This is a genomic window from Sphingomonas elodea ATCC 31461 (assembly GCF_000226955.1).
Classification (GTDB): Bacteria; Pseudomonadota; Alphaproteobacteria; order Sphingomonadales; family Sphingomonadaceae; genus Sphingomonas; species Sphingomonas elodea.
Map to the genome: position 1 here is coordinate 15,544 of NZ_AGFU01000051.1, position 25,939 is coordinate 41,482.

The following is a 25,939-nucleotide window of genomic DNA, read 5'->3' on the forward strand; positions in this document are numbered from 1 at the left end:
CCGCGTCCCGGCGCGGGGCCGGACGGCCCTTGCCCCGCCTATCCGGCCCCCCGCGCCGCCCGCCAGGCGGTGATCGCGGGGCCGAGGTCGGCAAGATTCCGGAAGCACTGCACCCTTGCCGAGCCGGGTGCCCAGTCCGCGGTCCGCCCGCCGCCGATCCACAGCTGGCACCCCTTGTCCAGCAGATCGCCCAGCATCGCCAGTTGCGCCTGCCCGCGCGCCGGATCGAAACAGGCGGAGAAGGACAGCGCCACGATATCCGCGCGCTGCGCCCGGGCCGCAGCGGCGATCTCGGCGACAGGCAGTCCGCCGCCCAGGCTGCGGCACGCGCATCCGTCCAGCGTCGACCAGGTCTCGACCATGGCCAATCCGATCAGATGCTGCTCGCCCGGCAGCGTCGCCAGCAGCATCCGGGGCGACCGCGGGACCGCATCGGGGCTCGCCGCACGCCAGCGCCGGGTCGCCTCGGCGAGAAAGCGGAGCAGGCAATCGGAAAAGACATGCTCCTGGTGGATCGCCAGTCGCCCGCTCTCCCAGGCCTCGCCCACGCCGGTGGCAAGCGGCACCGCGACATCGAGAAGAAAGCGGCGCAGACCGAATTCGAGCACATGCCGCTGGAACAGTGCTTCCAGCGCCTCGGGGCGATCGGCCGCCAGATGACGCAGGGCTTCGTCGAGATGCGGCACCGAGGCCACCGGCGGCACCGGCGCTGCGGCACCCAGCGCCTGCAGCCGCCCCGCCAGCACCGCATCGCTTTCGCGCATCAGTTCGGCCGGGCGACCGCCCCGGTCGACCAGCGCGCGCAGCAGATGGAGGCGACGGACCTGTTCGGCGGAATAACAGCGGCGCCCCTGCGCATCGCGGACCGGTACCGGGAAACCGTAGCGCCGTTCCCAGATGCGCAGCACGTCCTTGCTCAAGCCGGTCTCGCGCTCGACATCGGCAATACGCAGCGGGGTCGGATCCGGATCGTTCAACGCCATCTGTCTAGGACAAACTCGCTTCAAAGCCGATCAATGCGGGCTCGACCGGTATAAACTCCCGACTTGTCCAAGACAACGCACTTGGCACCGGCAAGCAACCAACGCCAGAAGGCTGGCCGATCAGGCAACGATACTTGCCGGCCACTTCTGAAATTAGCCGGCATACCCCCACTAAAATTAAATAATACGTCGCCGTTAGAAGAACCATTCGATATTATTACACCTATATCTGCCAGTAACGATTACGACAAACCCCGATCATTGGATCACCTCATCCATTAATAAATCGGACTATTGGCGCCGTAGGCAAAAATAAACCATCAAAATTCGGCCCACCGCCCACCTCTCGTTTACATGGCACCTATAAGGTCGCGCAGGGGATCAGAGTTGCCGCAGTGAGAGGTTAGGCATGGCTCTGGTTAAGAATACCGGCGTGGCGGACAAGGCCGCGCCAGCAGCAGGCCGTCCGGCCGCCGCGTCGGCACGCGAGGCCGAACTCCGCCGCAAGCGTGCGCGCACGCTCGCCAAGCAGCAGCAGGTGGCCGAGCGGATCGCCGCGGCCAGCACCGAGCTCACGGCCGGCATCAACGAGGCGGCCGCCGCCGCCGAGGAACTGAAGCGCGCCTCGGACGAAATCGCCGTCGGCGCCGAGCAGGCGTCGAGCGCGGCCCAGTCCTCGCTCACCGCCTTCCAGCAGGTCGCCGGTGCCATCACCCGCCAGCTGCAGAATGCCGAGATCAGCCGGGACAAGGGCGAGGCCTCGCAGGCCGTGATCGCGCGCACGAGCGAGGAGATCGCCGCGCTGATTGCCAACGTCACCACCGCCTCGCATCGGCAGGCGGCATCGGTGGAAATGGTCGCCGAACTGGAGAAGCAGGCCGCCAATATCGGCGATATCGTCAAGGCCGTCGGCCGCATTGCCGACCAGACCAATCTGCTCGCGCTCAATGCTGCGATCGAAGCAGCGCATGCGGGCCAGCATGGCAAGGGCTTCGCCGTGGTCGCGGACGAGGTCCGCACGCTCGCCGAGACCTCCGAGCGCAGCGCCGCCCAGATCCAGGAGCTGATCGGCAAGATCCAGAGCGACGTGCAGGATATCGCCGGCGGCATCAACCAGTCCGCCGCGGCGATCGACGAGGAAGTCGCCAAGGCGGCGATCATCACCGAGCAGCTGGCACAGATCCGCGGCGACATCGCCGCCATCGTGCGGGGCATCCAGGAAATCGCCGTGGGTGCCGACCAGTCCAACGTCGCCACCCAGCAGGCGCTGAAGGGCATGCAGGAAATCGCCTCGGCCGCCGAGGAACAGTCGGCCGCGGCGGAGGAATCGGCGAAGACCGTGGCAGAACAGTCGATGGCGCTGTCCGAATGCGAGCAGGCCGCCCAGTCGATGTCCGATCTGGCCGATGACCTCAAGAACTCGTCCGACGTGGCGAAGAGCGCCGAGGAAGTCGCCTCGGCCTCCGAACAGCTTTCCTCGGCCGTGCACGAGATCAGCAAGTCCGGCAGCCAGATCTTGGCCGCGATCGAGCAGATCCGGAAGGGCGCCGAGGTGCAGTCGGCCGCGACCGAGGAATCGGCCGCCGCCGCGCTGCAGATCGAACGCGGCGTCGACCTCGCCCGCGAGCGCGCAACCACCAGCAGCGACAAGGTCGCACAGATCCGCGAGTTGCTCGGCCGCAACAAGCTGGCGGTCGACGCGATGGTCGCGGGCATCAACAATTCCGCCGCCGCCTCGCGCGCTAGCATCCAGCAGGTCAAGGATCTGGAGCTGGTGTCGCGGCGGATCGACAAGATCGTCGACGCCATTTCCACCGTTTCGATCCAGACCAGCATGCTGGCGGTGAACGGCGCGGTCGAAGCGGCGCGGGCCGGCGAATATGGCAAGGGCTTCGTCGTCGTCGCCACCGATATCCGCAACCTCGCCCATGACTCGGCCGAGAATGCCGACCGCATCAAGGACATGGTGCGCGCGGTGCAGGACCAGATCGCGGCCGTCGGCCAGGATCTGAACGAAATCGTTGCCTCGGCGCTCGCCGAAGTCGCCAAGGCGGAGAACTGCACCGCCGCGCTGATCCGTATCGAGGGCGACATTGCGGAAATGGAGCGCGGGACCAGCGACATTCTGGGCGCCTCGATCGAGATCGCGACGGCGATCGCCCAGGTGAAGGCCGCGATCGAGCAGATCGCCGCCGCCGCGCAGGAAGCCGACAAGTCCGCGAGCGAGGCGTCGAGCGCCGCGCAGCAGCAGGACCAGGGCGCCCGCGAACTCGCCATCGCCATCGAGGAGATCGCAGCCCTCGCCGACGAACTGCAGAGCGCTGCCTGAACGGGAGGCCGGCATGGCCCAGAAAGCAAGAACGCGGCAGCGGCGGGAAGACACGCCCGCCGGCGCCGAGAAAAGCCTCGCGGTACGCCAGTTCGTCAGGTTCGCGATCGAAGGCCAGTCCTTCGCCGCGGACATGGCCGTGGTGCGCGAGATCATCCGTCTGCCCGAGGTGGTGCGGGTGCCGCTCGCGCCGCCGGCGCTGGACGGCATCGCCAATCTGCGCGGCGACGTGCTGCCGATCGTCTCCCTCCGTCAAATGCTGGGGCTGGCAGAGCGTCCGCGCGACGAGGCGAGCCGGGCGATGGTCGTCCAGCTCGGCCAGCCGCTCGGCTTCGTCGTGGATCGGGTGTCGAGCGTCGCCAGCATCGCGGAGGAACGGATCGAGCCGGCAGGCGAGAGCCAATCGGTGATCGACAGCCGCTTTCTCGCCGGCATGATCCGCGATGCGGACGGGCGGGGCATCACGCTGATCGTGGACTTCGCCAGGCTGGCCGCCGAGGCCTTTGCCGAAACCGGGGCCGCCGCGCAGACCAGCCTGCGCGGCTCCGCGGGCGTGGCGGAGCGCAGCATTGCCCGCGCCGAGGGCGAGATCGGCGACGAGACCCGGCTGGTGAGCTTCCAGCTGGACGGCCAGGAATACGGGATCGCCATCGCCGATGTGCGCGAGATCGTGCATTCGCCGGAGACCATCGTGGCCGTACCCGGGGCCGAGCCGCACGTGCTGGGGCTGATGACGCTGCGGAACCGACTGCTGCCGCTGGTCGATCTGCGCAGCCTGCTCGGCCTCCCGCTCCGTCCGCTCGACGAGAAGAGCCGGATCGTGGTGCTCAAGATCGGCGAGGAGTCGGTCGGGCTCGCGGTGGACACCGTGACCGAAGTGCTCGGCGTGCCGCGCGCGGTGATCGAGCCGCTGCCCTCGCTGCTGGCGCGCGGCCGGGGCGAGATCGCCCAGGTCTGCCGGCTCGACGAGGGCCGCCGGCTCGTCTCGGTGGTGGACAGCAAGGCACTGTTCGCCCACCCGGCGATCCAGGCCGCCGGCCAGCTCGGCGAGGAAGAGGCCGCAGCGGAACAGGCGGAGACCGCGGCGGCGGCCGACGATCAGGGCCAGCTGATCGTCTTCCGGCTCGAGAACCAGGAGTTCGGCGTGCCGATCGCCTATGTCCGCGAGATCGTGCGCGTGCCCGAGCAGCTGTTCCGCGTCCCGCGCGCGCCCAAGGCCGTGGAAGGGGTGATCAATCTGCGCGGTGCGGTGCTGCCCGTGCTCGACCTGCGCACCCGGCTGGGGCTTGCCCGGCTCGACGCGCAGGAGCGCCAGCGGATCATGGTGTTCCAGATCGACGGCGTGCGCACCGGCTTCATCGTCGACCATGTCACCGAAGTGCTGCAGGTCGGCACCGAGGCGATCGAGGAGGCCCCCGCCCTCTCGGCCGCGCAGGACCGGCTGCTGCCGCGCCTCGTCAACATGGCGGCACGGGGCCGGATGCTGCAGCTGATCGACCCCTGCCACCTGATCGACCCTGCCGACCGCGCACAGCTGACGGACCTGCTGGACGAGGCGGCATGATCCGCTTGCTGATCGTCGACGATTCCGCGCTGGTCCGCACCCAGCTCGCCCAGCTCTTCACCGAGGAGGGCGGGTTCGAGATCCGCCAGGCCCGCAACGGCGCCGAGGCGGTGGAGGAAGTGCGCGCCTTCCGGCCCGACGTGGTGACGCTCGACATCAACATGCCGCAGATGGACGGGCTCACCGCGTTGTCGTTGATCATGACCGAGCGGCCGACGCCGGTGGTGATGGTTTCCTCGCTCACCGAACGCGGCGCGCTGGTGACGCTGGAAGCGCTGCATCTCGGTGCGGTCGATTACATCGCCAAGCCGGGCGGGACCATTTCCCGCAGCTTCGGCGACATCCGCCGCGAGCTGGTGTCGAAGGTGCGGGCGGCGGCGGGCGCGCGGCTGCGCTACGGCGAACCGGTGCGGGTGCGTCCGGCCCCTGCCCCGGCCCCCACCCCCCGCCCGGCCCTGCGGGTCCGCCGCAGGGGCGTGGTGCTGATCGGCGTCTCCACCGGCGGCCCGAAGACGCTGGAAGACATTCTGCCCGATCTGCCCGCCGATTTCCCCTGGCCGGTGGTGATCGCCCAGCACATGCCCGCCGCCTTCACCCGCTCCTTCGCCGAACGGCTGAACAAGGTGTGCCCGTTGACCGTGATCGAGGTCGCAGCCCCGGTCGCGATCGAGCCGGGCACCGCCTATGTCGCAAAGGGCGGCGCCGATCTGGTGCTCGCCGATCGGGGCGGGCGGCTCTATGCCATTCCCAAGCCCGAGAACCCGGCACATGCCTGGCATCCCTCGGTGGAGGTGCTCGCCCGCTCCGCGCTCCAGCATTGCCCCGCCCAGACCCTGACGGCGGTGATGCTGACCGGCATGGGCAATGACGGGGCCGACGGTTTCGCCGAGATCCACCGTCGCGGCGGCCACACGATCGCCGAGTCCGCCGACACGGCGGTGGTCCACGGCATGCCGCGCGAGCTGATCGCCCGCGACGGGGCGGAAATGGTGCTGCCGGCACAGAAGATCGCCGAGCAGCTCAATCGCTGGGCGTTCGGAGGCTGACGATGCCGCTCCGCCAGCCCCGCCCCGCCCCCGCCGCCGGATCGTCGGGACCGCGCGACCGGCTCGACGCGGCCGATCCCGCCGAGCGCCGCCGTGCCGCCCAGGCGCTGGCGGGGCAGCCGCGCGCGGTCCCGCGGCTCGGCGCCCGGCTGGCGATCGAGACGGACCGGGCGGTCCGCGCCGCGCTGCTCGATGCGCTGGTCGCGATCGGCAGCGATACGGCGCTTGGTGCCGTGACGGCGCTGCTGACCGCCGAAGAACCCGGCGCCCGTGCCGCCGCGTTCGAGGCCATCGCGCGGATCGAGGACGCGCGCGCCGTTACGCTGCTGCTGCCGCTGCTCGACGATGCCGCCGCCGATCGCCGCGTCCATGGCCTGACCGCCCTGGCCGACCGCCGCGATCCGCTCCTCGTCGCGCGCTTGATGCGGCTGCTGGGCGAGGAGACCGATGCCAATGTCTGCGCCGCCGCCGCCGATCTGCTCGGGCGGCAGGGCGATGCCGCCGCGCGCCCCGCGCTGCTGCGCCTCAAGGCCCGGTTCCGCGCCGAGCCGTTCCTGCAGTTCGCGACCGATGCCGCGCTCGCCCGGCTGGCGGAGGCCTGAGTGGTGCCCCATACCAAGGTAAGCGACGACGATTTCCGCCAGTTCCGCGACTATTTTCATCGCGAGACCGGCATCCACTTCGATTCCTCGAAACGCTATTTCGTCGACAAACGCCTCTCCGAGCGGGTTCGCGAGACCGAAAGCATCTCCGCCAAGGCCTATCTCACGCGGCTGGCGCAGGGTGGCGCCGACATCGAGCTGCAACACCTCATCAACGCGATGACGGTGAACGAGACCTATTTCCTGCGCGAGGAATATCAGTTCAAGGCACTGGTGGAATCGGTGCTGCCGGAAATCGTCGCACGGCGCAGCCATCGCCGGCCGATCCGCATCTGGTGCGTTCCCTCCTCGACCGGGGAGGAGCCCTATTCGGTGGCGCTCTACCTGATCGAGCGCTGGCCGGCGCTGGCGACCTGGGACGTCGAAATCCTGTCCTCCGACATCGATACCGAGGTGCTGGAGCGCGCACGGATCGGCCGCTATTCGCCGCGTTCCGTCCAGCATCTGCCCCGCGCTTGGCTCGCCCGCCACTTCACCCGCTGCGGGGACGACTATCAGCTGTCGCACGAGGTGCGCGACGCGGTGCATTTCACCCGCTGCAACCTCGCCGCCCCGCGCGAGACCCGCGCTTTCCGCGACATCGACGTGATCTTCTGCCGCAACCTGCTGATCTATTTCGACGATGCCTCGCGCCGGCAGGCCGCGGACGCGCTCTACGATGCGCTGGCGCCGGGCGGCTTCGTGATGCTTGGCCATTCGGAATCGATGGCGCGGATGTCGTCGCTGTTCCGCGCGCGCAAATTCCCGCAGGCGATCGTCCACCAGAGGCCGGAGGATGCGGCATGAACCCGGTCCTGATCGTCGACGATGCCGCGGTGATCCGCACCTATTACCGCACGATCCTCACCGCCGCCGGCTATCCGGTGGCCGAAGTGGGTGACGGCGTTGATGCGCTGGAGGCCGCGCTCCAGCAGCCGTGCAGCCTGTGCATCGTCGATGTGAACATGCCCCGGCTCGACGGGTTTGCTTTCCTCGAGGCACTCCGCCGGGAGCCGGTGGACCAGCCGCCGGCGCTCGTCATCACCACCGATCGCGGCGACGACATCGCGGGCCGCTGCCGGCGGAGCGGCGCCAACGCCTATCTGCCCAAGCCCGTGCGGCCCGAGACGCTGCTGGCCCAGGTGGCGCTGCTCACCGGAGGCCGGGCATGAGCCGGCTGCTCGACCAGTTCCTCGCCGAAGCGCGCGAGCTGCTCCAGGGCATTGCCACCGGGCTGATGCAGCTGGAGCGGGCACCCGGCGACGGGGACGCGATGAACGCGCTGTTCCGCTGCGTGCATACGCTGAAGGGCAATAGCGGGCTGTTCGACTTCCCCGAGATGATGCGGCTGCTCCACGCCGCCGAGGACCTGATGGACGCCGTGCGCGGCGGCAGCCTGGCCTTCACCCCCGCGCTCGCCGACCGGTTGCTCGGCGCCGCCGATCTCGTCTCGGCGCTGTGCGACCAGGTCGAGCGCGGCGGCGATACGCGCGGGCCGCAGGGCGAGGCGGCCGTGGCGCTGGCGACATCGCTGCGGGCGCTGCTGGCGCCTTCGCCCGAGGAAGGGACACGCCCCCTCGCCGCGGTGCAGCCCGCGATCGACCTGCCCGAGGCCGCGCTGGCAGCCGCTCGTGTTCATGGTGGCGGGGAAGCGCTTCACTTCCTCCGATACACGCCCGCCGCGGACTGCTATTTCAGCGGTGACGATCCGCTCCACGCGGTGCGGCAGGCGCCCGGCCGGATCTGGGGCAGGATCGTCGCGCCCACCGACTGGCCGCCGCTCGCCGAGCTCGACGCCTATGCCAACCGCCTCGGCTTCGAGCTGCTGAGCACGGCGCCGCGCGAGGCGCTCGACCGGCACTTTCGCTATGTCGCCGATCAGGTGACGATCGTGCCGGTGCCACCGCCCGCACCGCAGGCCGATGCCGTTCCCGATCTGCCCGCGCTGCTCGCCACCCAGCGCGCGACGCTGCTCGAAGCGGACCGGCCGGACTGGCACCCCGGCCGCGTGCGCGCCGTGGTTGCGGTGCTGGTCAACACCGCACGTCAGCTCGGTAGAACAGCGCTCGCCGAACAGCTCCCGGCGCTGGGCGAGGCCTTTCTCCGCGATGACGACGTAGCACCGTTGCTCGCCGCGGTCGATGCGCTCGCCGCCCATCAGGCGCCCACGCCCGAACCCGCACGCGCCGAGGAACCCGCCGCCGCCCGGAGCAGCCTGCGCGTCGATCAGGCCCGGATCGATCGCCTGCTCAACCTGGTCGGTGAGATGGCGGTTGCCCGCAATGCCCTCCCCTATCTCGCCCGCCACGCCGCCCGGCTCGACGGCGGCCGCGAGCTGGAGCGCGAGATCAAGGCCCAGCACGCCGCGATCAGCCGCATCACCGACGAGTTGCAGGCGGCGATCATGCAGATCCGGATGATGCCGGTGGCGCTGGTGTTCGAACGCTTCCCCCGGCTGGTTCGCGACCTGGCCCGCAAGCTCGGCAAGCAGGTCGATCTCGTGCTCGAGGGCGAGGAGACCGAGGCGGACAAGAACATCGTCGAAAGCCTTTCCGATCCGCTGGTCCACATGGTCCGCAACAGCCTCGACCATGGACTGGAGACGCCCGAGGAGCGCCGCGCCGCCGGCAAGTCCGAAACCGGCCGCCTTCTGATACGCGCGGGCCAGGAAGGCGACCGCATCCGCATCGAGATCCGCGACGACGGTCGCGGCATTGATCCGGCGCGCATTCGTGCCCGTGCCGTCGAGCGCGGACTGATCGCCGCCGAGGCGGCCGCGCAGCTCAGCGATCGCGAGGCGGTGCAGCTCGTCTTTCTCCCCGGCTTCTCCACCGCCGCCGCCATCTCGGACCTGTCCGGCCGCGGCGTCGGCATGGATGTGGTGCGCACCGCGGTCGAGCGGCTGCACGGCGACATCGCGCTGGAGGGATCGCCCGGCCAGGGCACCAGCGTGCGGATCGTGCTGCCGCTGTCGGTCGCGGTCACCCGCGTGCTGGTGATCGAAAGCGACGGCCAGCGCTTCGCCCTTCCGATCGACGGCGTGGTGGAGACGCTGCGGGTGCCAGAAGCCGATATCCAGGGCATGGCGAACGGCCGCGTCATCGTGCGACGCGGGCGGATCGTGCCGCTGCGCGCGCTCAACGCCGCGCTGGGCGTCGCCGCCGAGCCGCGCCGCAATTCCGCGGGCGAGCTGGCCATCCTCGTCCTCCAGCGCGGCGACGAGCAGGTCGGGCTGATCGTCGACGATTTTCGCGAGACGCTGGACATCATCCAGAAGCCGCTCGCCGGGGTACTGGCGGGGATCGACGCCTATTCGGGGTCGACGCTGATGGGCGATGGCGGTGTGGTGATGGTGCTCAATCCCAGGAGGCTGTGGTGATGCCGATCCGGTTCCTCAAGCGCAAAGCGGTGTGCACCGAGGGCGTCGACGTCGAGGCGGCGGAGACATTGCACGGCTGGCTCCTGGAAGCACCGGGTCGCAGCGTCGATCTTGCCGGCTGCACCCATCTCCATCCCGCAAATCTCCAGGTGCTGCTGGCAAGCGGCGCGCCGGTGACCGCGCTGCCGGCCGATGCCGATCTCGCCGCCTGGCTCTCCCCCCTCCTCGCCCCGAAAGGATGATTCATGCCCAAGACGATCCTGATCGTCGACGATAGCTCGACCATGCTGATGAGCGTGAAGGCCACGCTGGAAATGAACGGCTATGCGGTGGAGACCGCCGCCGATGGCTGCAAGGCAATGTCCAAGCTGCGCGCGGGGCTGAAGGCCGACATGATCATCACCGACATCAACATGCCCAACATGGGCGGGATGGAGCTGATCCAGCAGGTGCGCGGCCTGCCCGGCTATCGCTTCAAGCCGATCCTGACGCTGACCACCGAGAGCCAGGCGGCCAAGCGCGACGAGGCGCGGCGGCTGGGTGCCACCGGCTGGCTGGTCAAGCCGGTCGCCGGCCCCGAGCTGGTGAGCGTCGTCCGCCAGGTCATGCCGGGCTGAGGCAGCGCTTCTCCGATGCCGATGCGACGTGCCTCCCCCCGCCCGTGGCTGGTGCCGCTGCTGGTCACCGCGTTCGTCGCGGTGCCGGCGGGCGTGCTCACGGGCGTGTGGGGCGCGGCATGGGTGCTGCTGCACGGCGCGGCGATGCTGGCGCTGCTTCGCGTTCGCGCAGCGCCGGCACAGGTCGTGATGCCCGAGTGCGGCCCCGCCTGCATCGAGCAGCCCCCGCCGCCAATGGCGCCCCCGCCGCCCGCGCGGGGCCGGGACGACGCACGGGATCGCGCCTGCTATTTCGATACGCTGCGCGGCCAGATCGCCGGCGCGCAGGCCGATGCCGAGCGGGGCGTGACCGGCGTGATCGAACAGACGATCCGTCTCCACCAGACCTCCTCCCGGCAGCAGGCGCTCTTGCAGCGCTCGCTGGACGACGGCGCCGCGCTGCTGCGCGCTGCCGAGCGGCCGGAACAGATTTTGCGCACCCTGACCGAAATCCTCGACCGCAGCGCCGCCGAGCGCGCCGGCGACCATGCCCGGCTGGAGGCGCTGGCCGAAAGCACCGCGCGGTTGCGGCCGGCGGCGGATGCGATCGCCAAGATTTCCGACCGCGCGGTGCTCCTGTCCTACAACGCCGCGGTCGAGGCGGGCCGGGCGGGCGCGGCAGGCGGCTCCTTCGGCGTGGTCGCCGACCAGGTCCGCGCGCTGGCGGAGTCGATCGCCGCCGTCGCCAAGACGCTGGGCGGCGAGCTCGACGCGATCGCCCGCCGCATGCGCGAGGAGCTGCTGGCGAGCCGCACGGGCGCCGCCACCGGCATCCCCGACGTGACTAAGCTCACCGCGGAGCTGGCCGGCCTGCACGAGGATGTCGGGGCGAGCGGCCAGACCCTGCTCGCGCTGATCCACGAAATCGGCGGCAATCATGGCCGGCTGGTCGATGGGCTTTCCACCATCCTCGGCGACCTGCAGTTCCACGACGTGCTGCGGCAGCGGATGGAACATGTGACCTACGCGCTCGACCAGTTGGAGGCGCATCTCGACGCGCCCGACGATGCGTCGGGACCGGACCTGGCGGCCAGGCTCCGCGCGTTGCAGGATCACTATGTGATGGAAAGCGAGCGACAGGTGCAGGCCATCGCGCAAGGGGAGCCCGCGGCCGTGGCGGCCGCCCCGCGCATCCAGCTGTTCTGACCTCAGAGCCGCCGCAGCCAGCGATCGAACAGCCCCGGCCAGCCGCCCGCCGCCGCATTGCGCGGGCCGGTGCCGAAGCCGTGGCCCCCTTCCTGGAACAGGTGCAGCTCGAACGGGCGGGCGGCCTCCGCCATCGCGCGCGCAAGCAGCAGGCTGTTCTCGAACGGCACGGCGGCATCGTCGATCGCATGGACGAGGAACATCGGCGGCGTATCCGCCCCGATCCGCGCCGCCGGGGAGCGCCGCGCGACGAGCGTCGGCGCCGGTGCGTCGCCCAGCAGCGCCGCGCGCGATCCGGCATGCGCCGCGGCCCCTGCCATGGCGACCACCGGATAGAGCAGCCCGGCCGCCAGCGGCTGCGCCGCGGCGGCATCGGCCGCATCGACCGGGGGATAGAGCGGTGCCGGCCCCTCGGTGAGCAGCGACGCGGCGAGATGCCCGCCGGCCGAGAAGCCGAGCACCGCGATCGCATCGGAGTCGAATCCCTCTGCATCGGCGCGCGCGCGGATCAGCCGCATCGCGCGCTGGGCATCCTGGAGGGGCACGTCGGCACGGTCGGTCCAGCCTTCCCCGGGCAGGCGATAGGTCAGCACGAACACCGTATAGCCGAGCGGACAGAAGACATCGGCGATGTCCAGCCCCTCGTTGCGCACCGATACGAAGCCGTAGCCGCCGCCGGGAAGCACCAGCAGCGCCCGGCCGTTCCGCGCCTCGGGGCGGAAGAGCCGCAGGTCGGGCCGGGCAATGCCCGTGCGGAAGCTCTCGGGCAGATCGGCCGCCCTTGGCGCGGGACGGAAGCTTCCGCCCGGCGGGCCGGCGGGCCATAGCGCGATCGTCTCCGCCGCCTGCCAGCGGGGCGCGATCGGCACGCGCGAGGGTGGGATGTCCAGGGGTGGTTGCGTTCGCATCGGGGGTCCTCGCCGCTCACTCTATCGGCGCGCATAGCCCGAGGCCGCTTGCCGCCCCAAGCCAAACACGATAGCTCCGCATAGCGTGCGTAATCGTTTGTTCAAGCGCATGCGGGAGGATGCATGGTGGGATCGACCTTGGACCCGGCAACGCTGCCCGGCGCAACGACGCGCTGGACCGGTGAAGGGCTGTCGCGCACGGCGATCGCGGCGGGCCAGCGCATCCCCGCCTTTCCGCTTGTGCCCGCACGGCGCATCCGCGGCATCGACCTGTGGGACATGTGGCCGATCGAGCAGGCGGACGGCACCCCAGCAGCCCCCGGTGGCGTACCGCTATGGCTGGCGCTGACCGCCCCGTGTGCGGACGATCCCGAAGCCCGCCATGCCGTCGCGCGCATCCGCCTCGTCAGCGAACGGAAGGGCGCGTGGCACGTGCACGGCCCCGCCATGCCCGACGGCCTGTCTGCCGGGAGCCGCGAATGGTCCGGCTCCGCGCTGTTCGATCCGACAACGTCGATCGTCACCTTGTTCTACACCGCCGCCGGGCGCAGGGGCGAGACCGGCACGAGCTTCGAGCAGCGGCTGTTCCAGGTGCGCTTCCGCCTCGTGCTTGACGGCGACACGCCGCGCGCCGAAGCCCCGTACGACCACCGCGAGAGCATCGTCGCGGACGACCATTGGTACATGGTGGTGAACCAGCGCGAGGGGGCGGCGGGCACGATCAAGGCGCTGGGCGACCCCGGCCTGTTCCGCGATCCCGCCAGCGGCCGCCAGTATCTGCTGTTCACCGGTTCGAAGCCCGGTTCGGCATCGGCCTGGAACGGCGTGATCGGCGTGGCCGAGGCGGTGGACGACACGCTTTCGGCATGGCGGCTGCGGCCGCCGCTCGTCTCGGCGGACGGCCGCAACAACGAGCTGGAACGGCCGCACCTGCGCCATGTCGGCGGTCTCTATTACCTGTTCTGGTCCACCCAGGCCAAGGTGTTCGCGCCCGATGGCCCGATTGGCCCCACCGGCCTCTACGGCATGGTCGGGCCCAGCCCGCTCGGCCCGTTCACGCCGCTCAACGGCACCGGGCTGGTCGCCGCCAACCCCCTCCAGGCGCCGTTCCAGGCCTATAGCTGGTGGGTGATGCAGGACCTGCGCGTCACCAGTTTCGCCGACCTGCCCGAGGTGGCGACGATGGACTCGGTCGCCGAGGTGGCGGCGCGGCGCCGGCACTTCGGCGGCTATCCCGCACCGTGGTTCCGGCTGGAACTGGACGGCGCGCACAGCCGCATCGCCTGAGCCGGCTCAGGTCGACGCGCGCACGATCAGGATCGGCTCGATCATCCGGCTTTCGGTGGTCTCCCCGGCCAGCCGGCGCAGCAGCAGGTCGACGATCATCCCCGCCCCATGGCGGAGTTGCTGATCGATCGTGGTCAGCGGCGGCGAGACCTGCGCGCCTACCGGCAGCCCGTCATAGCCGATCACCTTCACCTGCCCCGGCACGTCGATGTCGAGCGCCTGCAGCGCGCGCAGCACCCCGATCGCGGTCACGTCCGATCCGGCGACGATGCCGTCGGGCATTGCGGCGATCCCCTCCAGCTGGGCGCGGATATCCTCGAAGGCGGCCCCCGGCTCGAAATGCGAGGGCAGTTCGATCAGCGTCTCGCTCAGCCCGGTCTCGCGCAGCACCTGCTTCACGCCCTGTAGCCGCTCGCCGAATTCCGGCCCCTGGGTCGGCCCGGCAAAGGCGATGCGGCGGCAGCCCCGCTCGATCAGGTGGCGGATGGCGAGTGCCCCGCCCTTGCGATTGTCCGAGCCGACCGAGCAGTGATTCTGGCCGGAGACCTGGCCGCCCCACACCACCATCGGCAGATAGCGGCGCGACACCGTCTCGATCACCGCGAACTCGGTCGACTGGCCGATCACGATGATCCCGTCGACCTTGCCGGAGCCGATATAACGGTCCAGCCAGCGATCGCCCTTGGGGAGGACCCGGGACAGCAGCAGGTCATAGCCATGGTCGCTCAGCGCATCCGCGAGGAAGCCGGTCATGGTGTTGAAGAAGGGGTCGGACAGATGCTGCGCAGCCTCGTGGCCCAGCGGTACCAGCACGCCGATGGTCATCGTCCGCTGGGTGCGAAGGTTCCGCGCGGTGGCGTTCGGCTGATAGCCGAGCCGCTCGGCCAGCGCGGCGACCCGCTCGCGCGTTTCCTCGCTCACCCGCCCCGTGCCAGACAAGGCGCGCGAAATCGTGGCGGTGGAGACGCCGGCGAGCTGTGCGAATTCCTTCAGATTCTTGATGTTCGACATGCAGCGCCGTTCCTGCTCCCTTCCGGCCACGCTACCCCGCACCCATCGCCGGCGATAGCCATGGCGCAGCGCGACGCGCGCCGACTATTCCGCGAAAAAGCGATTGCAGCAATGCACAATCGATTCCACAAACTGCAGGCGAACGGCGCGGCAGGCGCCGGGGGAGAGGATGATGATGGCACTGGATCGGCGCGAACTCCATCGGTGGATGCTCGGCGCGGGCACCGCCGCCCTGCTGGGAGCACCCGCTCGCCTGCGCGCGGCCGAGGGCGACCCGCTCCGCCTCGTCGATCCCGAACTGCGGGCGGCGGCCCGGGTCATGCTGGGCCAGCCGCTGCCGCCGCTGACCCGTGCGGGACTGCCGACGCTGCGGGCAAGCTGGGTCGCACCGCCGCCGCTTGCCGCCCCCGGCGTCGAGATCCGCCCGGTGCCGGGCAGGAAGGGCGCGCCCGACGTGCCGGTGGAACTGATCGGACTGCGCAACCGCGCCACGCCCGCCCCAGCGATCCTGCACATCCACGGCGGCGGCATGATCTCCGGCCGGGCGCGCAACATGACCGCCTTCTGCCAGGGCATCGCGGCCGAGTTCGACTGTGTCGTCGTCAATGTCGATTATCGCCTGGCACCCGAAACGCCGTTTCCGGGTCCGGTGGACGACAATGTCGCCGCCTTCGCCTGGCTCGTCGCCAATGCCGGCGCACTGGGCGTCGACCCCAAGCGGATCGCGCTGCTCGGCGGCAGTGCGGGCGGCGGCCTGGCGGCGATGGTCGCGCTGCTCACCCCCGGCGGCGGCTACATCGTCGTCGGCACCCATGAGGGCACCGATACGGCGGAGGCGCTCGCGGCGCGCGGCTATACCTGTTACGTGCTGATCTACCGCCTGCCCGGCGAGGGCTGGACGCACCGTCAGGACGTGCCGCTGCAGGATGCCCAGCGGGCCATCCGTCTGGTCCGGGCGCGCGAGACCTCGGCACGGGTGGCGGTGCTCGGCTATTCCGCCGGCGGCCATCTCGCCGCGAGTCTGGCCACGGGGTATGGCGAGACCGTCTACACCCCGCTCGGCATCGGCACGCTGATCAACGGCGGCGATGCGGACAATTTCGTAAACGAGTTCCGCGTCGCAACCGCAAAGTCGGGTCCATTCCACGGCGTTGCCGGGGTGTTCTACCAGAAGGCCAAGGGCCTCTACACCTTCGACCTCAACTTCCCCACGCTGGCGCTCGCCGGCAACACGATCACCCGCACGGAGAATGCCGCGCTCTTCTCCGAAGCCAGCTATGAGCTGTTCGGCGGCAAGCTCGTGCCGCTGCTCGGCCTGCGCTATTTCAAGGACACGCGCTCCTCGGACTCTCTGTCGAACGGCGACCGCGTATTCAGCCGGGCGACGCCGGACGCGCTCACCTGGCGCGCCAACCTCGCTTATTATCCGGCCAAGGACTGGATGGTCTTCTTCAACAGCGGCACCGGCTTCCGCAGCGGTATCCTTCAGTCCAAGGCGCAGGCGGACGCGGTGATCGCGGACGGCGTGCCGAGTGCGCTGTCGCTCTCGCCGGACAAGCTGCGCAACCTCGAACTGGGGATGAAGGGATCGCTGTTCGACGGGGCGCTGCGCGTCGCGGTGAGCATCTACGACATCAAGTTCACCAACATCCAGAGCGCCTTCAACACCTCGATCGGCCTCTCCGCCTTCGCCAATCTCGGGGACGGCAAGGCACAGGGCATCGACATCGAGACCACTTGGCGCACCCCGGTGAAGGGGCTGTCGCTCTCGATGGTCGGCAACCTCAACGATTCCACCTACACGGCCGTGATCCCCGCCTACACGAAGAGCGATCCACGCATCGCCAACGGCACGCGCCTGCTCAACACGCCGCCGCACAACTTCCGGCGCGATGCGACCTATGACCGCAAGGTCGGCGGGCTCGACTGGTTCGCCACCGCTTCCGCCACGGCGGTCGGCCGGGCGCGCAACGGCGATGCGACGGTGAACACGCTCAATCCGTACCAGCTGTTCCAGGCAAGCGTCGGCGTGCGCTTCGATCGCTACGAGGTGGGGCTGTTCGGCGACAACCTCTCCGACGAGCGCGGCCCGACCGCCGCGAACGGACCAACCCTGCTGGCCGGACCGCGCCTGCCAGCGGCGCGGTTCCGGAATCGGCCAGCTGGACCATGCTGCTGGTTGGCTTCGGTATCGCGGACGCGTCGTGCAGCGCCCCGCCTTCTCGATCGCCGAAAGTCGGGCATGCGGAAGCCTCTACGCTCACAGGGCGTTTGCCGCTCAAGGTCTCTTCTCGAACGCGATGTCCCCTCCCAGCGCACGGTACAAGGCAGCCGCCGCGGCCAGCTGATCGCGTCGCACGACCAGCGCGGCCTGCCGCGCCGCATAAGTGGTGCGCTGGGCGTCGAGCAGTTCCAGGCGACTGGTCTGACCCGCGGCATATGCCATGGCGGCCAGCATGGTCCGGCGCTCGGCTGCTGCGACCACGGCGCGCTGTTCGCTGACCTGCGCGGTATAGGTCGCTTGCGCGGCGAGCCCGTCGGCAACTTACCGAAATCCGGTCTGAATCGCCTTTTCGTAGCTGGCGACAGCGCTCGACGTCCGCAGCTTTGCGAGATCGAGGTTGCCGCGCAACTCACCGCCGCGGAAGATCGGTACGCTCACCGCCGGTGTATAGGACCAGCTGCGATTGGCGCCGCGGAACAGCCGCCCGAACAGGTCGAGCTCGAAGCTGGTCAACGCAGCCTGCGCGGCGAATTGTCCGACGGTGAAACCGCTGGTTCCGCCGCCTGTCACAAGGCCGACACCCGCACGCGCCACCGACGCAGGTTGGCGCTGGCGCGTGTAGCTTCCCTCCGCGCTGACCGCGGGTAGGACCTGCCCGCGCTGGACGCGCAACTGCACGCGCGCCGCCTCGGCGTTCAGCGCGGCGATACGCAGATCGCGGTTGCTGTCGAGCGACAGGGCGATCAGCCGCTGCAGCCGCGGATCGCCGAACATGCCCCGCCATTCGGGCAGCGCGTCGGTTCCATCCGCGACCGGATAGGCCTCTGCAACCGGCGCGGCGGGAAGGGTGAGCTTCGGCGTCATCGAGCAGGCGGTCGTCGCCAGCAGCAGCAGGAGCGAGAGGGGACGCATCGTCACGCCTCCCGGCCCGCGCGGCGATTCTGCCAGCGCTCCGCCAGTCCCACCAGCACCACGAAGAACACCGGCACGAACAGCAGTGCCAGCACCGTTCCCGTAATCATGCCGCCAAACACGCCCGTGCCGATCGCATGCTGCGTCTCGGCGCTCGCCCCTCGCGCCAGCATCAGCGGCACCACCAGCATCACCGCGACCGGGATCGACCAGCTTTCATAAAGCGCGGCCAGCACCAGGAAGACGACCAGCATCGAGAGCAGGATCAGCATCGGCGCCTGCGCGCCCGCCTCCCGCTCCTGCAGCGACTGACCGGTCCATTCGATTCCAAAACCCGGCGGCAGCTGCGACGCCAGCCGCTCCATCTCGCGCATCGCCTCGCCGCTGGAGGTGCCCGGCGCGGCGGTGCCGGTGACGCTTACCGAGGGATAGCCGTTATAGGTGGAGAGCTGGAGCGGGCTGGTGCTCCATTCCGGCGTCACCAGTTCGGCAAGCGCGACGGTCTTTCCTTCGGCACCGCGGACCCGCAGCCGTAGCACGTCTTCCAGCTGCATGCGGTCCTTGGCGTCGGCCTGGACGATCACCTGCTGCAGGCGTCCCTTGTTGGGGAAATCGTTGACATAGCTGCTGCCGAGCGCGGTGCCGACGATTATGTCGTCAAGCCGTTCAACCCGGTGGAAGTCGTGGCGCGGGTGAAGGCAGTGCTGCGCCGCGCGGGGCCGGGGGCATCGAGCGGCGTGCTTCGGATTGGCCCGGTCGAGATAGACACCAACGCGCATCTCGTCCGCACCGCGCAGGGCGCAGTGGCGCTGACGCTGACCGAGTTCCGCCTGCTCACCCACATGGCGCGCACCCCCACCCGCGTCTTCAGCCGCAGCGAACTGCTCGATGCCTGCCTGCCGGGATCGGACGCGCTCGATCGTACGGTCGGCAGCCATGTCAGCAAGCTGCGCCGCAAGCTGGAACAGGCCGGCGCGCCCGACATGCCCGAGGGCGTACGCGGCGTCGGCTACCGGCTCAGTTCGCGCACATGAAAAAGCGGATCTGGATAGGCCTCACATCCGCGCAAGCTGCGTCGCTCGCGTTCTAAAGTCCCGCACCGCAGCGGTATCGATGTCAAGGGCGGCCACGTCGCCTCGAACCGCGCCGAGTCTATGCCCGAGAGAGTATCCATCGGTACAGGCTCGGCAGCAGCACCAGCGTCAGCAACGTCGAGGTAACGATGCCGCCGATCACCACCGTGGCGAGCGGGCGCTGGACCTCCGCCCCCGCGCCGCTGGCGATCGCCATCGGCAGAAACCCGATCGAGGCGACCAACGCGGTAGAAAGCACCGGCCGCAGCCGATCGCGGGCGCCCTGGCGCACCGCGGTGTCGATCGGCAGCGCCTCGCCCTCCCGGCCGTCGCGCAGGCCGTTGATGTGGTCGATCAGCACCAGCCCGTTGAGCATCGCGATACCCGACAGCGCGATGAAGCCGATCGCTGCGGTGATCGAGAAGGGCATGCCGCGCAGCCACAGCGCCAGCACGCCACCGGTGATCGCGAACGGGATGCCGGTGTAGACGATCGCCGCCTCTCGCAGACTGCCGAGCGCGGCATAGACCAGTGCGAAAATCAGCAGCAGCGCGAGCGGCACTACGATCGCCAGCCGCCGCTGCGCCGCCTCCAGCTGGTGATACTGGCCGCCGAATTCGATGCGATAGCCTTGCGGCAGCTTGATCTGCCGACCCAGCTCGGCCCGCGCCTTGTCGACATAGCCGGCAAGATCGCTGGTCGACAGGTTGACCATCAGCGCGGCGCGGCGATTGCCATCGTCGTGTAGGATCGGCTCGACCATCTGCGTTTCCCGCAGGCGGGCGACGCGCGACAGCGGCACCATGCCGAACGGGCCGACTCGCAAGGGCAGCGCAAGGATCGCTTGGCGGTTCGCGCGCAACCCCTCGGCCATGCGGATCACGATTGCGTGACGCGCCGCATTGTGTGGGATGAAGCCGACTTCGGCCCCGGCCACGGCGTCGCTGATCGCCTTGTTCACCTCCTGCGTGCCGATCCCCAGCCGCAGCAATGCGGCATGGTCGAGCTCGACCACGATGGTTTTGGGGCGCCCCGAAGTCTCGAACGCGACACCTTCCGTGCCCGGCTGTTTCTCCAGGATCGCCTTGGCCTGCGCCGCCGCGCGTTCGAGCACGTCATAATCGTCGCCATAGATCTTCACCGCGACGTCGGCGCGCACGCCCTCCAGCATTTCGTTGAACCGCATCTCGATGGGCTGAGCGAATTCGAAATGCTGGTCGGCATAAACCTGTTGTGCGACCTTCTCGATCCCGGCGATCAGTGCTGCCTTGGTGCGCGGCTTGCCTTCGCCCTCGGGCCAGTCCTTTTCAGGTGCGTAGAAGATGTAGAGGTCGTTCTGCTCGGGCGGCATCGGATCGGTAGCGACCTCGCTGGTGCCGATGCGCGAGAAGGTGTGGGTGATCTGCGGGAAGGCCTTGCGGATCGCAACTTCGGTCGCCTGCTCGATCGCGAGGCTGCGCTCCAGCGACATGCCGACCGGGCGATAGACCATTGCGGTGATCGCCCCTTCATCCAGCTGCGGGGTGAACTGCGCGCCGAGCGTGCGGAAGGCGAGGAAGGTCGCCCCCAGCAGCGCTGCCGCGCCGATCACCAGCAGCAGCGGGTGCGCGAGGGCCGCGGAAAGCACCGGCGTATAGGCGCGGTTGGCAAGGCCGATCAGGCCCTTCTCCTCGCCGGGCTCGGCATGGGTTGCCGGCGCTCGGAGCAGCCAGGCCGAAAGCATTGGCACGATCGTGAAGGTCCAGGCGAGCCCGGCGACGATCGCCAGCATCACCGCCTGCGCCATCGGCTGGAACAGCTTGCCCTCCACCCCGCCCAGGCTCAGCACCGGCACATAGACGAGCGCGATGATCGCGATGCCGAAGAAGGTCGGCCGGGCCACGCTGCGCGCCGCCTCGGCGACGATCGCGCGGCGTTCCTCGGGCGAGAGGTCGCCGCCCTTTTCCTGCCGCCGGGCCGCCAGCAGCCGCAGCCCATTCTCGACGACGACGATCGCGCCGTCGACGATCAGCCCGAAGTCGAGCGCGCCCAGGCTCATCAGATTGCCCGACACCCCGATGGCATGCATGCCGGTGACGGTGACGAGGAAGGCGAGCGGAATGACGAGCGCGACAATCAGCGCCGCCCGCCAATTGCCCATCACCACCAGCAGCACCAGCGCCACCAGCAACGCGCCTTCGCCGAGGTTCCGTTCCACCGTCGCAATGGTGCGATCGACCAAATCTGCGCGGCTGTACTGCCGGTCGATCACCATGCCCTTGGGCAGCGCGTCCTGGATTTCGGGCAGCGCCGCCTCGATCCGCAGCGCCACCTGCCGGCTGTTCTGGCCGACCAGCATCATCGCGGTGCCAAGCACCGTCTCGCGCCCGTTCTGCGTTGCTGCCCCCTGGCGCGGACCATGGCTGGTGACGACGGTGGCGAGGTCGCGCACCTGTATCGGTAGCACGCCGCCCGCGAACTTTACCGGAATCGCCCCGATCTCCTCCGCGCTCATCACCCGCGCGTCGGTGCGCACCGCAAAGCGCTCTGCCCCGCGTGCGACGATGCCCCCGCCGGCATTCTCGACATTTCCCGCCACCGCCTGCGCCAGTTCGGCCGCGGTGACGCCGTGCGCGGTCAGCTTGGCCGGGTCCGGCTGGACGACATATTGCTCCTCCAGCCCGCCGTTCGAGTTGACGTCAGCCACGCCGGGCACCGCGCGGAGCATCGGCCGCACGGTATATTCCTGCGCCTCGTACAGCTCCATCAACTGGCGCTCGGCCGACATGCCCTGCGGCGGCTGGCGCCATTCGAGCGTATAGTAATAGATCTCGCCCAGCCCGGTGGTGATCGGCGCGAGCTGCGGCGTACTGCCCGCCGGCAGTTGGTCACGCACCGCGTTCAGCCGCTCGGTGACGAGCTGGCGCGCTTTCAGGGGGTCCGTCCCGTCCTTGTAGAGCAGGGTGACCTGGCTCAACCCGGTCTTGGTGAGCGAGCGGGTCTGGTCCAGCCCGGGCTGGCCGCCCATCGCCCGCTCGATCGGCAGCGTCACAAGCCTTTCGATCTCTTCGGGCGCAAGGGCCGCCACCGGCGTGTTGATCTGCACCTGCACGCCGGTGATGTCCGGGATCGCATCGATCTGCAGGCTGAAATAGGACCAGAGCCCCACCGCCGCGACGATCGCGCTCACCGCCGCGACGGCGAGCCGATGATGGGTGACCCAGTGAAGCCAGCGATTCATCGGGTCAGCGCGCCAGCGGGTTGCCGCCGTTCAAGGCGCGCAGCTGGAGCAGCGCCTCGATCGCGTCGCGCCGGGTATCGAGAATGGCGCTGGTCGCCTCCAGATAAGCTTGCTGCATCTGGGTGTAGGTGGTCAGCGGCACCGCCCCCAGCCGATAGTTGCGATCGGCCTCTGCGGCGGCGGCGGCGAACCGTTGGGGCGAGGCGCCGTCCCATTTCGCCAGCGCCTCCCGCTTGGCCTGATATTGCGCGGCCTGGTCGAACACCTCGCGCAGGATGCGGCGCTCGGCGGCGACCAGCGTGGCGTTGGCCTGGGCCTGGCGCCCCTCCTCCGCCGCGACGTCCCCCGCCTGCCGGTTCCACAAGGGAATGCTGGTGGTGAGACGCACCCCGACATTGGTCTCACGAATGTCCGAGCGGGCCCGATCATAATAGGGCCCGACACTGACCACCGGGATGCGCGCCTTGCGCGCCAGATCCACCCGTAGTCCCTGCTGTTCGAACTGGGCGCGCAGCGCCTGCAGCTCGAAATTGTTGGCGCTGGCCCTTGCGGCGAGCGTCGCATCGGGGGGCAGGTCCGGCAGGCCCATGTCCGGTCGGACAATACGGACGCGCGCGGCGAAGGGCGCGCCGCGCAGCTGGTTGAGCTCGTAGAGGATCGCGTTCGCCTCGGCATCGGCCGCCGCCGCGCTGCGCTCGGCGCTGATCGCGCTCGCCTGAAGCGCGGTTGCCTCGAGCTGCGGCGAGGGGCCGGCGGGGTCGCGCGCGACGATCACCTGCGCCAGCGTCCGCATCCGGTTGGCGACCGCGCGCGCCGCCGCCGCCTTCTCGTCCGCCGCGAACAGCCGGTAACCGAGCGAACGCGCCCGCGCCGCCAGCGTCGCGTCGAACTGCTGCAGTCCGATCCGCGCCAGCGCAACCCGCCGGTCGGCAATCGCCCGCCGCAGCGCGATGCGTCCGCCGAACTCGATCGGCTGGGTGACCGAGACGGCATAGGTCATTCCCTCGCCGTTCAGCGCGCCGGTGGTGATATCGGTGGCCCGGCGCTGGCCGAACTCGATGGTCGCCTCGGGATCGGCCCAGCGACCGGCGGCCTCCCGCTCCATACCCGCGGTCTCGATCTGGCGCTGGTAGAACTGCCGCTCCGGATTGTTGGCGACCACGTCCTGGGCCAGCGCATCCAGCGACAGTGCCGGCCCGCCTTGCGCCAGCGCCGGTGTCGCCAGACACATCCCCAGGGCGGCCGCCAGCATCCGCATCTTCGGTCTCCGATCCATGGTGGCGCCCCTACCGGCGCTGGTCCGCGGGCGTCGACTAAAACCGCGTTCAGACTCTGAACTGCAATTCAGTTGACCCCGCGCTCGCCGCACGAAACACCGCAGGCGTGACGCAGATCCTGCTCCTCGAAGACGATTCCGGCACCGCCGACGAAATCCGGCTGGAACTCACCGCCGCCGGCTTTGCGATCGTGCACCGGACCAGGCTGTCCGAGGCAGCCGAGGCAGTACATGCCGGCGGCATCGACCTGCTGATCGTCGACCGCCAGCTGCCCGATGGCGAGGGGCTGGACCTGATCGCGGCCCTGCGCGCCGACGGCCTTCGTACGCCGGCGCTGGTGCTGAGCGCGCTCGGCAGCCTGGATGATCGCGTGCGCGGCCTGCGCGCGGGCGGCGACGATTACCTCCCCAAGCCGTTCGCGCTGGTCGAGCTGCTCGCGCGCGTCGAGGCGTTGCTCCGCCGCCCGGACGAGCGGCGCGACACAAGGCTGATCGTCGGGCCGCTCGATCTCGACCTGCTGGAGGGCAAGGCGAGCCGTGCCGGCCGCCCGCTCGACCTGCTGCCGCGCGAGCTCAAGCTGCTCGACTATCTGGTGCGCCGCCCCGGCCGGATCGTCACCCGCTCGATGCTGCTCCAGGATGTGTGGGGCTACAGCTTCGAGCCGAACAGCAACGTCGTCGACGTCCATATCGGCCGCCTGCGCCGCAAGGTGGATGGCGAGGGCGAGGTACAGTTGATCCGCAACGTGCGCGGGCAAGGCTATGTCTTCGATGTTCCGGCGTGACCCCCGCACCCGCGCGACCTGGCGCTGGGGCGGTGCCATCGCCGCGATCCTGATCCTCCAGTCGCTCGTACTTGCGGGCATCTTCTGGGTGACCGCGACTAACAACCATCGCCGCGCGATCGAGCATATCCTGGCGGACGATTGCAGCTTCTTCGCGCTGACCCCGCCCGCCGAGCGCGCCGACGAGCTGCGCGAGCGGCTGGCCCGCGACATCCACCGCGAGCGCTTCCTGGCACTGTTCGATGCGAGCGGGCGCCGCATCGCCGGCAATGTCGCGAGGATGCCCAGGCCTGCGCCCGATACCGGTACATCCTTTGTCGCGCCGGTCGCCCCTACCGAGCTGCCCGGCAAGACCAGCGACGTCGCCCGGCTGACGCTCTGCCCGCTATCGGACGGGACGCGCCTGCTCGCCGGCATGGACCTCGACGATACCGAGGAAGCGCTGCGGCTGACCTGGCAGTCGCTGCTGTTCGGGCTGCTGCCGGGTGTCGTCCTTGCGCTGGGCGTCGGTCTGGTAGCCGGGCGTCGCGCGGCACGACAGGTGGACACGGTGCGGCTGCTGACCGAGCGGATCGTCTCCGGCGATCTCAGCCAGCGTCTGCCCGTATCGGCCCGGCCGGACAGTTTCGGGCTGCTCTGCGCACACATCAACACCATGCTGGACCGGCTGCAGATGCTGGTCGCCGAAGTGCGCGGCATCGGTGACGACATTGCGCACCAGCTCCGCACCCCCCTCACCCGGCTGCGCGCCGGGCTGGAGCGCGGACTGCGCGAGGCCGAGGATCGCGCCGGTTTCGAAGCCGTGATCGACCGCGGCCTGGCGGAGATCGACGGCCTGCTCGGCATCGTCGCGGCGCTGCTCCGCCTGCGCGAGCTGGAGGACGGCGAACGCCGCAGCCGCTTCGCAGCCGTAGATCTGATGCGCCTGGTCGAGGATGCCTGCGACCTCCACCGCCCGGTGGCCGAGGATCGCGGCATCACCCTGCACTGCGCGTGCGCGCCGGTACCCCCCATCGAAGGCGATGCCAGCCTGCTGATGGAGGCGGTGGCCAATCTGATCGACAATGCGATGAAGTTCGGCCCTGCCGGCGGCACCGTGACGGTAGGCCTCGCCTGCGATGCGGGCGTGCCGCTCATCACCGTGGCCGATGAAGGAAAGGGGGTCCCACCGGCCGAGCGCTCGCTGGTGACGCAGCGCTTCTATCGGGGTCGCCGCGACGGAACGGGCGCCGGGCTGGGGCTGGCCCTCGTCACGGGCATCGCCGAACTGCACGGCTTCACCTTGTACTTCGCGCCCGAGGGCAGTCTGGTGGCGATCCGCTGCGGCCCGGGCCGGCCCTGAATGACGGGAGAGGATCCAGCATCGTCGTGATCCATTCCAGTTGATTCGTTCGCGGTTCAGCCTCAGCCCTTCCTTACCGCGCTGCCTCCACGACGTCCGACTTGGGGATTAGCGCGGATTTCGACCGAGCTGAATCGTCGAGGGATTCCCAAAGGGG

The 25,939-nt window shown here is 69.7% G+C and carries 21 protein-coding genes and 1 pseudogene; 15 read left to right on the forward strand and 7 right to left on the reverse strand.

Features of this window, described 5'->3' with window-relative positions; translation table 11 throughout:
- Positions 1-38 precede the first annotated feature (38 nt).
- Positions 39-983, reverse strand: coding sequence for a MerR family transcriptional regulator (locus KK7_RS0114260; protein ID WP_010545320.1), 945 nt, complete (start codon positions 981-983; stop codon positions 39-41).
- A 409-nt stretch (positions 984-1,392) separates the two neighbouring features.
- Between KK7_RS0114260 and KK7_RS0114265 the strand changes: the two genes are divergently transcribed.
- Genes KK7_RS0114265 through KK7_RS0114310 form a run of 10 tightly spaced genes read left to right on the forward strand, consistent with a single transcriptional unit; the run spans position 1,393 to position 11,744 of the window.
- Positions 1,393-3,312 (forward strand): methyl-accepting chemotaxis protein, encoded by a 1,920-nt coding sequence (locus tag KK7_RS0114265; protein WP_010545321.1) that lies wholly within the window; start codon positions 1,393-1,395, stop codon positions 3,310-3,312.
- 13 nt (positions 3,313-3,325) lie between these two features.
- The gene (locus tag KK7_RS0114270) at positions 3,326-4,876 is read left to right on the forward strand and encodes a chemotaxis protein CheW (protein ID WP_010545322.1); all 1,551 of its coding nucleotides are present in this window, start codon (positions 3,326-3,328) and stop codon (positions 4,874-4,876) included.
- A complete protein-coding gene (gene cheB / locus KK7_RS0114275; RefSeq protein WP_010545323.1) occupies positions 4,873-5,922 on the forward strand; it encodes a chemotaxis-specific protein-glutamate methyltransferase CheB in 1,050 nt (349 codons plus the stop codon). Before KK7_RS0114270 ends, cheB begins: the two co-directional genes overlap by 4 nt.
- Positions 5,923-5,924: 2 nt before the next feature.
- Positions 5,925-6,524, forward strand: a complete 600-nt coding sequence (locus tag KK7_RS20770) for a HEAT repeat domain-containing protein (protein ID WP_010545324.1) — start codon at positions 5,925-5,927, stop codon at positions 6,522-6,524.
- Between the two features lie 3 nt (positions 6,525-6,527).
- Positions 6,528-7,370: a CheR family methyltransferase gene (locus tag KK7_RS0114285; protein WP_100207605.1), complete on the forward strand. Its 843-nt coding sequence runs from the start codon at positions 6,528-6,530 to the stop codon at positions 7,368-7,370.
- Complete coding sequence (locus tag KK7_RS0114290) at positions 7,367-7,735, forward strand: response regulator (RefSeq protein ID WP_010545326.1); 369 nt, start codon at positions 7,367-7,369, stop codon at positions 7,733-7,735. Before KK7_RS0114285 ends, KK7_RS0114290 begins: the two co-directional genes overlap by 4 nt.
- Positions 7,732-9,942, forward strand: a complete 2,211-nt coding sequence (locus KK7_RS0114295; RefSeq protein WP_010545327.1) for a chemotaxis protein CheA — start codon at positions 7,732-7,734, stop codon at positions 9,940-9,942. The genes KK7_RS0114290 and KK7_RS0114295 overlap by 4 nt, the downstream gene beginning before the upstream one ends.
- Positions 9,942-10,184 carry a hypothetical protein gene (locus KK7_RS0114300; RefSeq protein WP_010545328.1) on the forward strand — a complete coding sequence of 81 codons (243 nt, stop codon included), beginning with the start codon at positions 9,942-9,944 and terminating at the stop codon, positions 10,182-10,184. The genes KK7_RS0114295 and KK7_RS0114300 overlap by 1 nt, the downstream gene beginning before the upstream one ends.
- A gap of 3 nt (positions 10,185-10,187) precedes the next feature.
- Positions 10,188-10,559 carry a response regulator gene (locus KK7_RS0114305; protein WP_010545329.1) on the forward strand — a complete coding sequence of 124 codons (372 nt, stop codon included), beginning with the start codon at positions 10,188-10,190 and terminating at the stop codon, positions 10,557-10,559.
- Positions 10,560-10,580: 21 nt separating this feature from the next.
- Positions 10,581-11,744, forward strand: a complete 1,164-nt coding sequence (locus KK7_RS0114310) for a methyl-accepting chemotaxis protein (RefSeq protein ID WP_193378026.1) — start codon at positions 10,581-10,583, stop codon at positions 11,742-11,744.
- A 2-nt stretch (positions 11,745-11,746) separates the two neighbouring features.
- Here the strand turns inward: KK7_RS0114310 and KK7_RS0114315 are convergent, their stop codons facing one another.
- Positions 11,747-12,613: an alpha/beta hydrolase gene (locus tag KK7_RS0114315; protein ID WP_010545331.1), complete on the reverse strand. Its 867-nt coding sequence runs from the start codon at positions 12,611-12,613 to the stop codon at positions 11,747-11,749.
- Positions 12,614-12,775: 162 nt separating this feature from the next.
- Here KK7_RS0114315 and KK7_RS0114320 point away from each other — a divergent pair, with 162 nt between their 5' ends.
- Entirely contained in the window at positions 12,776-13,939 is a 1,164-nt protein-coding gene (locus KK7_RS0114320) for a glycoside hydrolase family 68 protein (RefSeq protein WP_010545332.1), read from the forward strand.
- 6 nt (positions 13,940-13,945) lie between these two features.
- On the opposite strand, the gene KK7_RS0114325 is transcribed toward KK7_RS0114320, so the two are convergent.
- Complete coding sequence (locus KK7_RS0114325) at positions 13,946-14,950, reverse strand: LacI family DNA-binding transcriptional regulator (protein WP_010545333.1); 1,005 nt, start codon at positions 14,948-14,950, stop codon at positions 13,946-13,948.
- 175 nt (positions 14,951-15,125) lie between these two features.
- On the opposite strand from KK7_RS0114325, the gene KK7_RS20780 reads away from it, so the two are divergent.
- The gene (locus tag KK7_RS20780; protein ID WP_474753599.1) at positions 15,126-17,822 is read left to right on the forward strand and encodes a TonB-dependent receptor domain-containing protein; all 2,697 of its coding nucleotides are present in this window, start codon (positions 15,126-15,128) and stop codon (positions 17,820-17,822) included.
- On the opposite strand, the pseudogene KK7_RS23890 reads toward KK7_RS20780, so the two are convergent.
- Together KK7_RS23890 and KK7_RS0114340 are read right to left on the reverse strand one after the other, a co-directional pair.
- Positions 17,712-18,086 (reverse strand): annotated as a pseudogene (locus tag KK7_RS23890) (TolC family protein); the annotation flags it as partial. The gene KK7_RS20780 and the pseudogene KK7_RS23890 sit on opposite strands and share 111 nt — an antisense overlap.
- 2 nt (positions 18,087-18,088) lie before the next feature.
- On the reverse strand, positions 18,089-18,865 hold the full coding sequence (locus KK7_RS0114340; protein WP_083836100.1) for an efflux RND transporter permease subunit: 777 nt from the start codon (positions 18,863-18,865) through the stop codon (positions 18,089-18,091).
- Between KK7_RS0114340 and KK7_RS20785 the strand changes: the two genes are divergently transcribed.
- The gene (locus KK7_RS20785; protein ID WP_237709221.1) at positions 18,761-19,120 is read left to right on the forward strand and encodes a winged helix-turn-helix domain-containing protein; all 360 of its coding nucleotides are present in this window, start codon (positions 18,761-18,763) and stop codon (positions 19,118-19,120) included. The two genes, KK7_RS0114340 and KK7_RS20785, sit on opposite strands and share 105 nt — an antisense overlap.
- Before the next feature lie 118 nt (positions 19,121-19,238).
- On the opposite strand, the gene KK7_RS0114350 is transcribed toward KK7_RS20785, so the two are convergent.
- The gene (locus KK7_RS0114350; protein WP_010545338.1) at positions 19,239-22,379 is read right to left on the reverse strand and encodes an efflux RND transporter permease subunit; all 3,141 of its coding nucleotides are present in this window, start codon (positions 22,377-22,379) and stop codon (positions 19,239-19,241) included.
- A 4-nt stretch (positions 22,380-22,383) separates the two neighbouring features.
- On the reverse strand, positions 22,384-23,655 hold the full coding sequence (locus KK7_RS0114355; protein WP_237709222.1) for a TolC family protein: 1,272 nt from the start codon (positions 23,653-23,655) through the stop codon (positions 22,384-22,386).
- 107 nt (positions 23,656-23,762) lie between these two features.
- Here KK7_RS0114355 and KK7_RS0114360 point away from each other — a divergent pair, with 107 nt between their 5' ends.
- Positions 23,763-24,440, forward strand: a complete 678-nt coding sequence (locus tag KK7_RS0114360) for a response regulator transcription factor (RefSeq protein ID WP_010545340.1) — start codon at positions 23,763-23,765, stop codon at positions 24,438-24,440.
- Positions 24,427-25,782: a sensor histidine kinase gene (locus tag KK7_RS0114365; RefSeq protein ID WP_010545341.1), complete on the forward strand. Its 1,356-nt coding sequence runs from the start codon at positions 24,427-24,429 to the stop codon at positions 25,780-25,782. Before KK7_RS0114360 ends, KK7_RS0114365 begins: the two co-directional genes overlap by 14 nt.
- Positions 25,783-25,939: the final 157 nt, after the last annotated feature.

Coding starts and splice junctions, on each gene's coding strand:
- KK7_RS0114260 (WP_010545320.1), bottom strand. CDS start 983: ATGGCGTTGAACGATCCGGATCCGACCCCGCTGCGTATTGCCGATGTC.
- KK7_RS0114265 (WP_010545321.1), top strand. CDS start 1,393: ATGGCTCTGGTTAAGAATACCGGCGTGGCGGACAAGGCCGCGCCAGCA.
- KK7_RS0114270 (WP_010545322.1), top strand. CDS start 3,326: ATGGCCCAGAAAGCAAGAACGCGGCAGCGGCGGGAAGACACGCCCGCC.
- cheB (WP_010545323.1), top strand. CDS start 4,873: ATGATCCGCTTGCTGATCGTCGACGATTCCGCGCTGGTCCGCACCCAG.
- KK7_RS20770 (WP_010545324.1), top strand. CDS start 5,925: ATGCCGCTCCGCCAGCCCCGCCCCGCCCCCGCCGCCGGATCGTCGGGA.
- KK7_RS0114290 (WP_010545326.1), top strand. CDS start 7,367: ATGAACCCGGTCCTGATCGTCGACGATGCCGCGGTGATCCGCACCTAT.
- KK7_RS0114295 (WP_010545327.1), top strand. CDS start 7,732: ATGAGCCGGCTGCTCGACCAGTTCCTCGCCGAAGCGCGCGAGCTGCTC.
- KK7_RS0114300 (WP_010545328.1), top strand. CDS start 9,942: ATGCCGATCCGGTTCCTCAAGCGCAAAGCGGTGTGCACCGAGGGCGTC.
- KK7_RS0114305 (WP_010545329.1), top strand. CDS start 10,188: ATGCCCAAGACGATCCTGATCGTCGACGATAGCTCGACCATGCTGATG.
- KK7_RS0114310 (WP_193378026.1), top strand. CDS start 10,581: ATGCGACGTGCCTCCCCCCGCCCGTGGCTGGTGCCGCTGCTGGTCACC.
- KK7_RS0114320 (WP_010545332.1), top strand. CDS start 12,776: ATGGTGGGATCGACCTTGGACCCGGCAACGCTGCCCGGCGCAACGACG.
- KK7_RS0114325 (WP_010545333.1), bottom strand. CDS start 14,950: ATGTCGAACATCAAGAATCTGAAGGAATTCGCACAGCTCGCCGGCGTC.
- KK7_RS20780 (WP_474753599.1), top strand. CDS start 15,126: ATGGCACTGGATCGGCGCGAACTCCATCGGTGGATGCTCGGCGCGGGC.
- KK7_RS0114340 (WP_083836100.1), bottom strand. CDS start 18,865: ATGCGCGTTGGTGTCTATCTCGACCGGGCCAATCCGAAGCACGCCGCT.
- KK7_RS0114350 (WP_010545338.1), bottom strand. CDS start 22,379: ATGAATCGCTGGCTTCACTGGGTCACCCATCATCGGCTCGCCGTCGCG.
- KK7_RS0114355 (WP_237709222.1), bottom strand. CDS start 23,655: ATGGATCGGAGACCGAAGATGCGGATGCTGGCGGCCGCCCTGGGGATG.
- KK7_RS0114365 (WP_010545341.1), top strand. CDS start 24,427: ATGTTCCGGCGTGACCCCCGCACCCGCGCGACCTGGCGCTGGGGCGGT.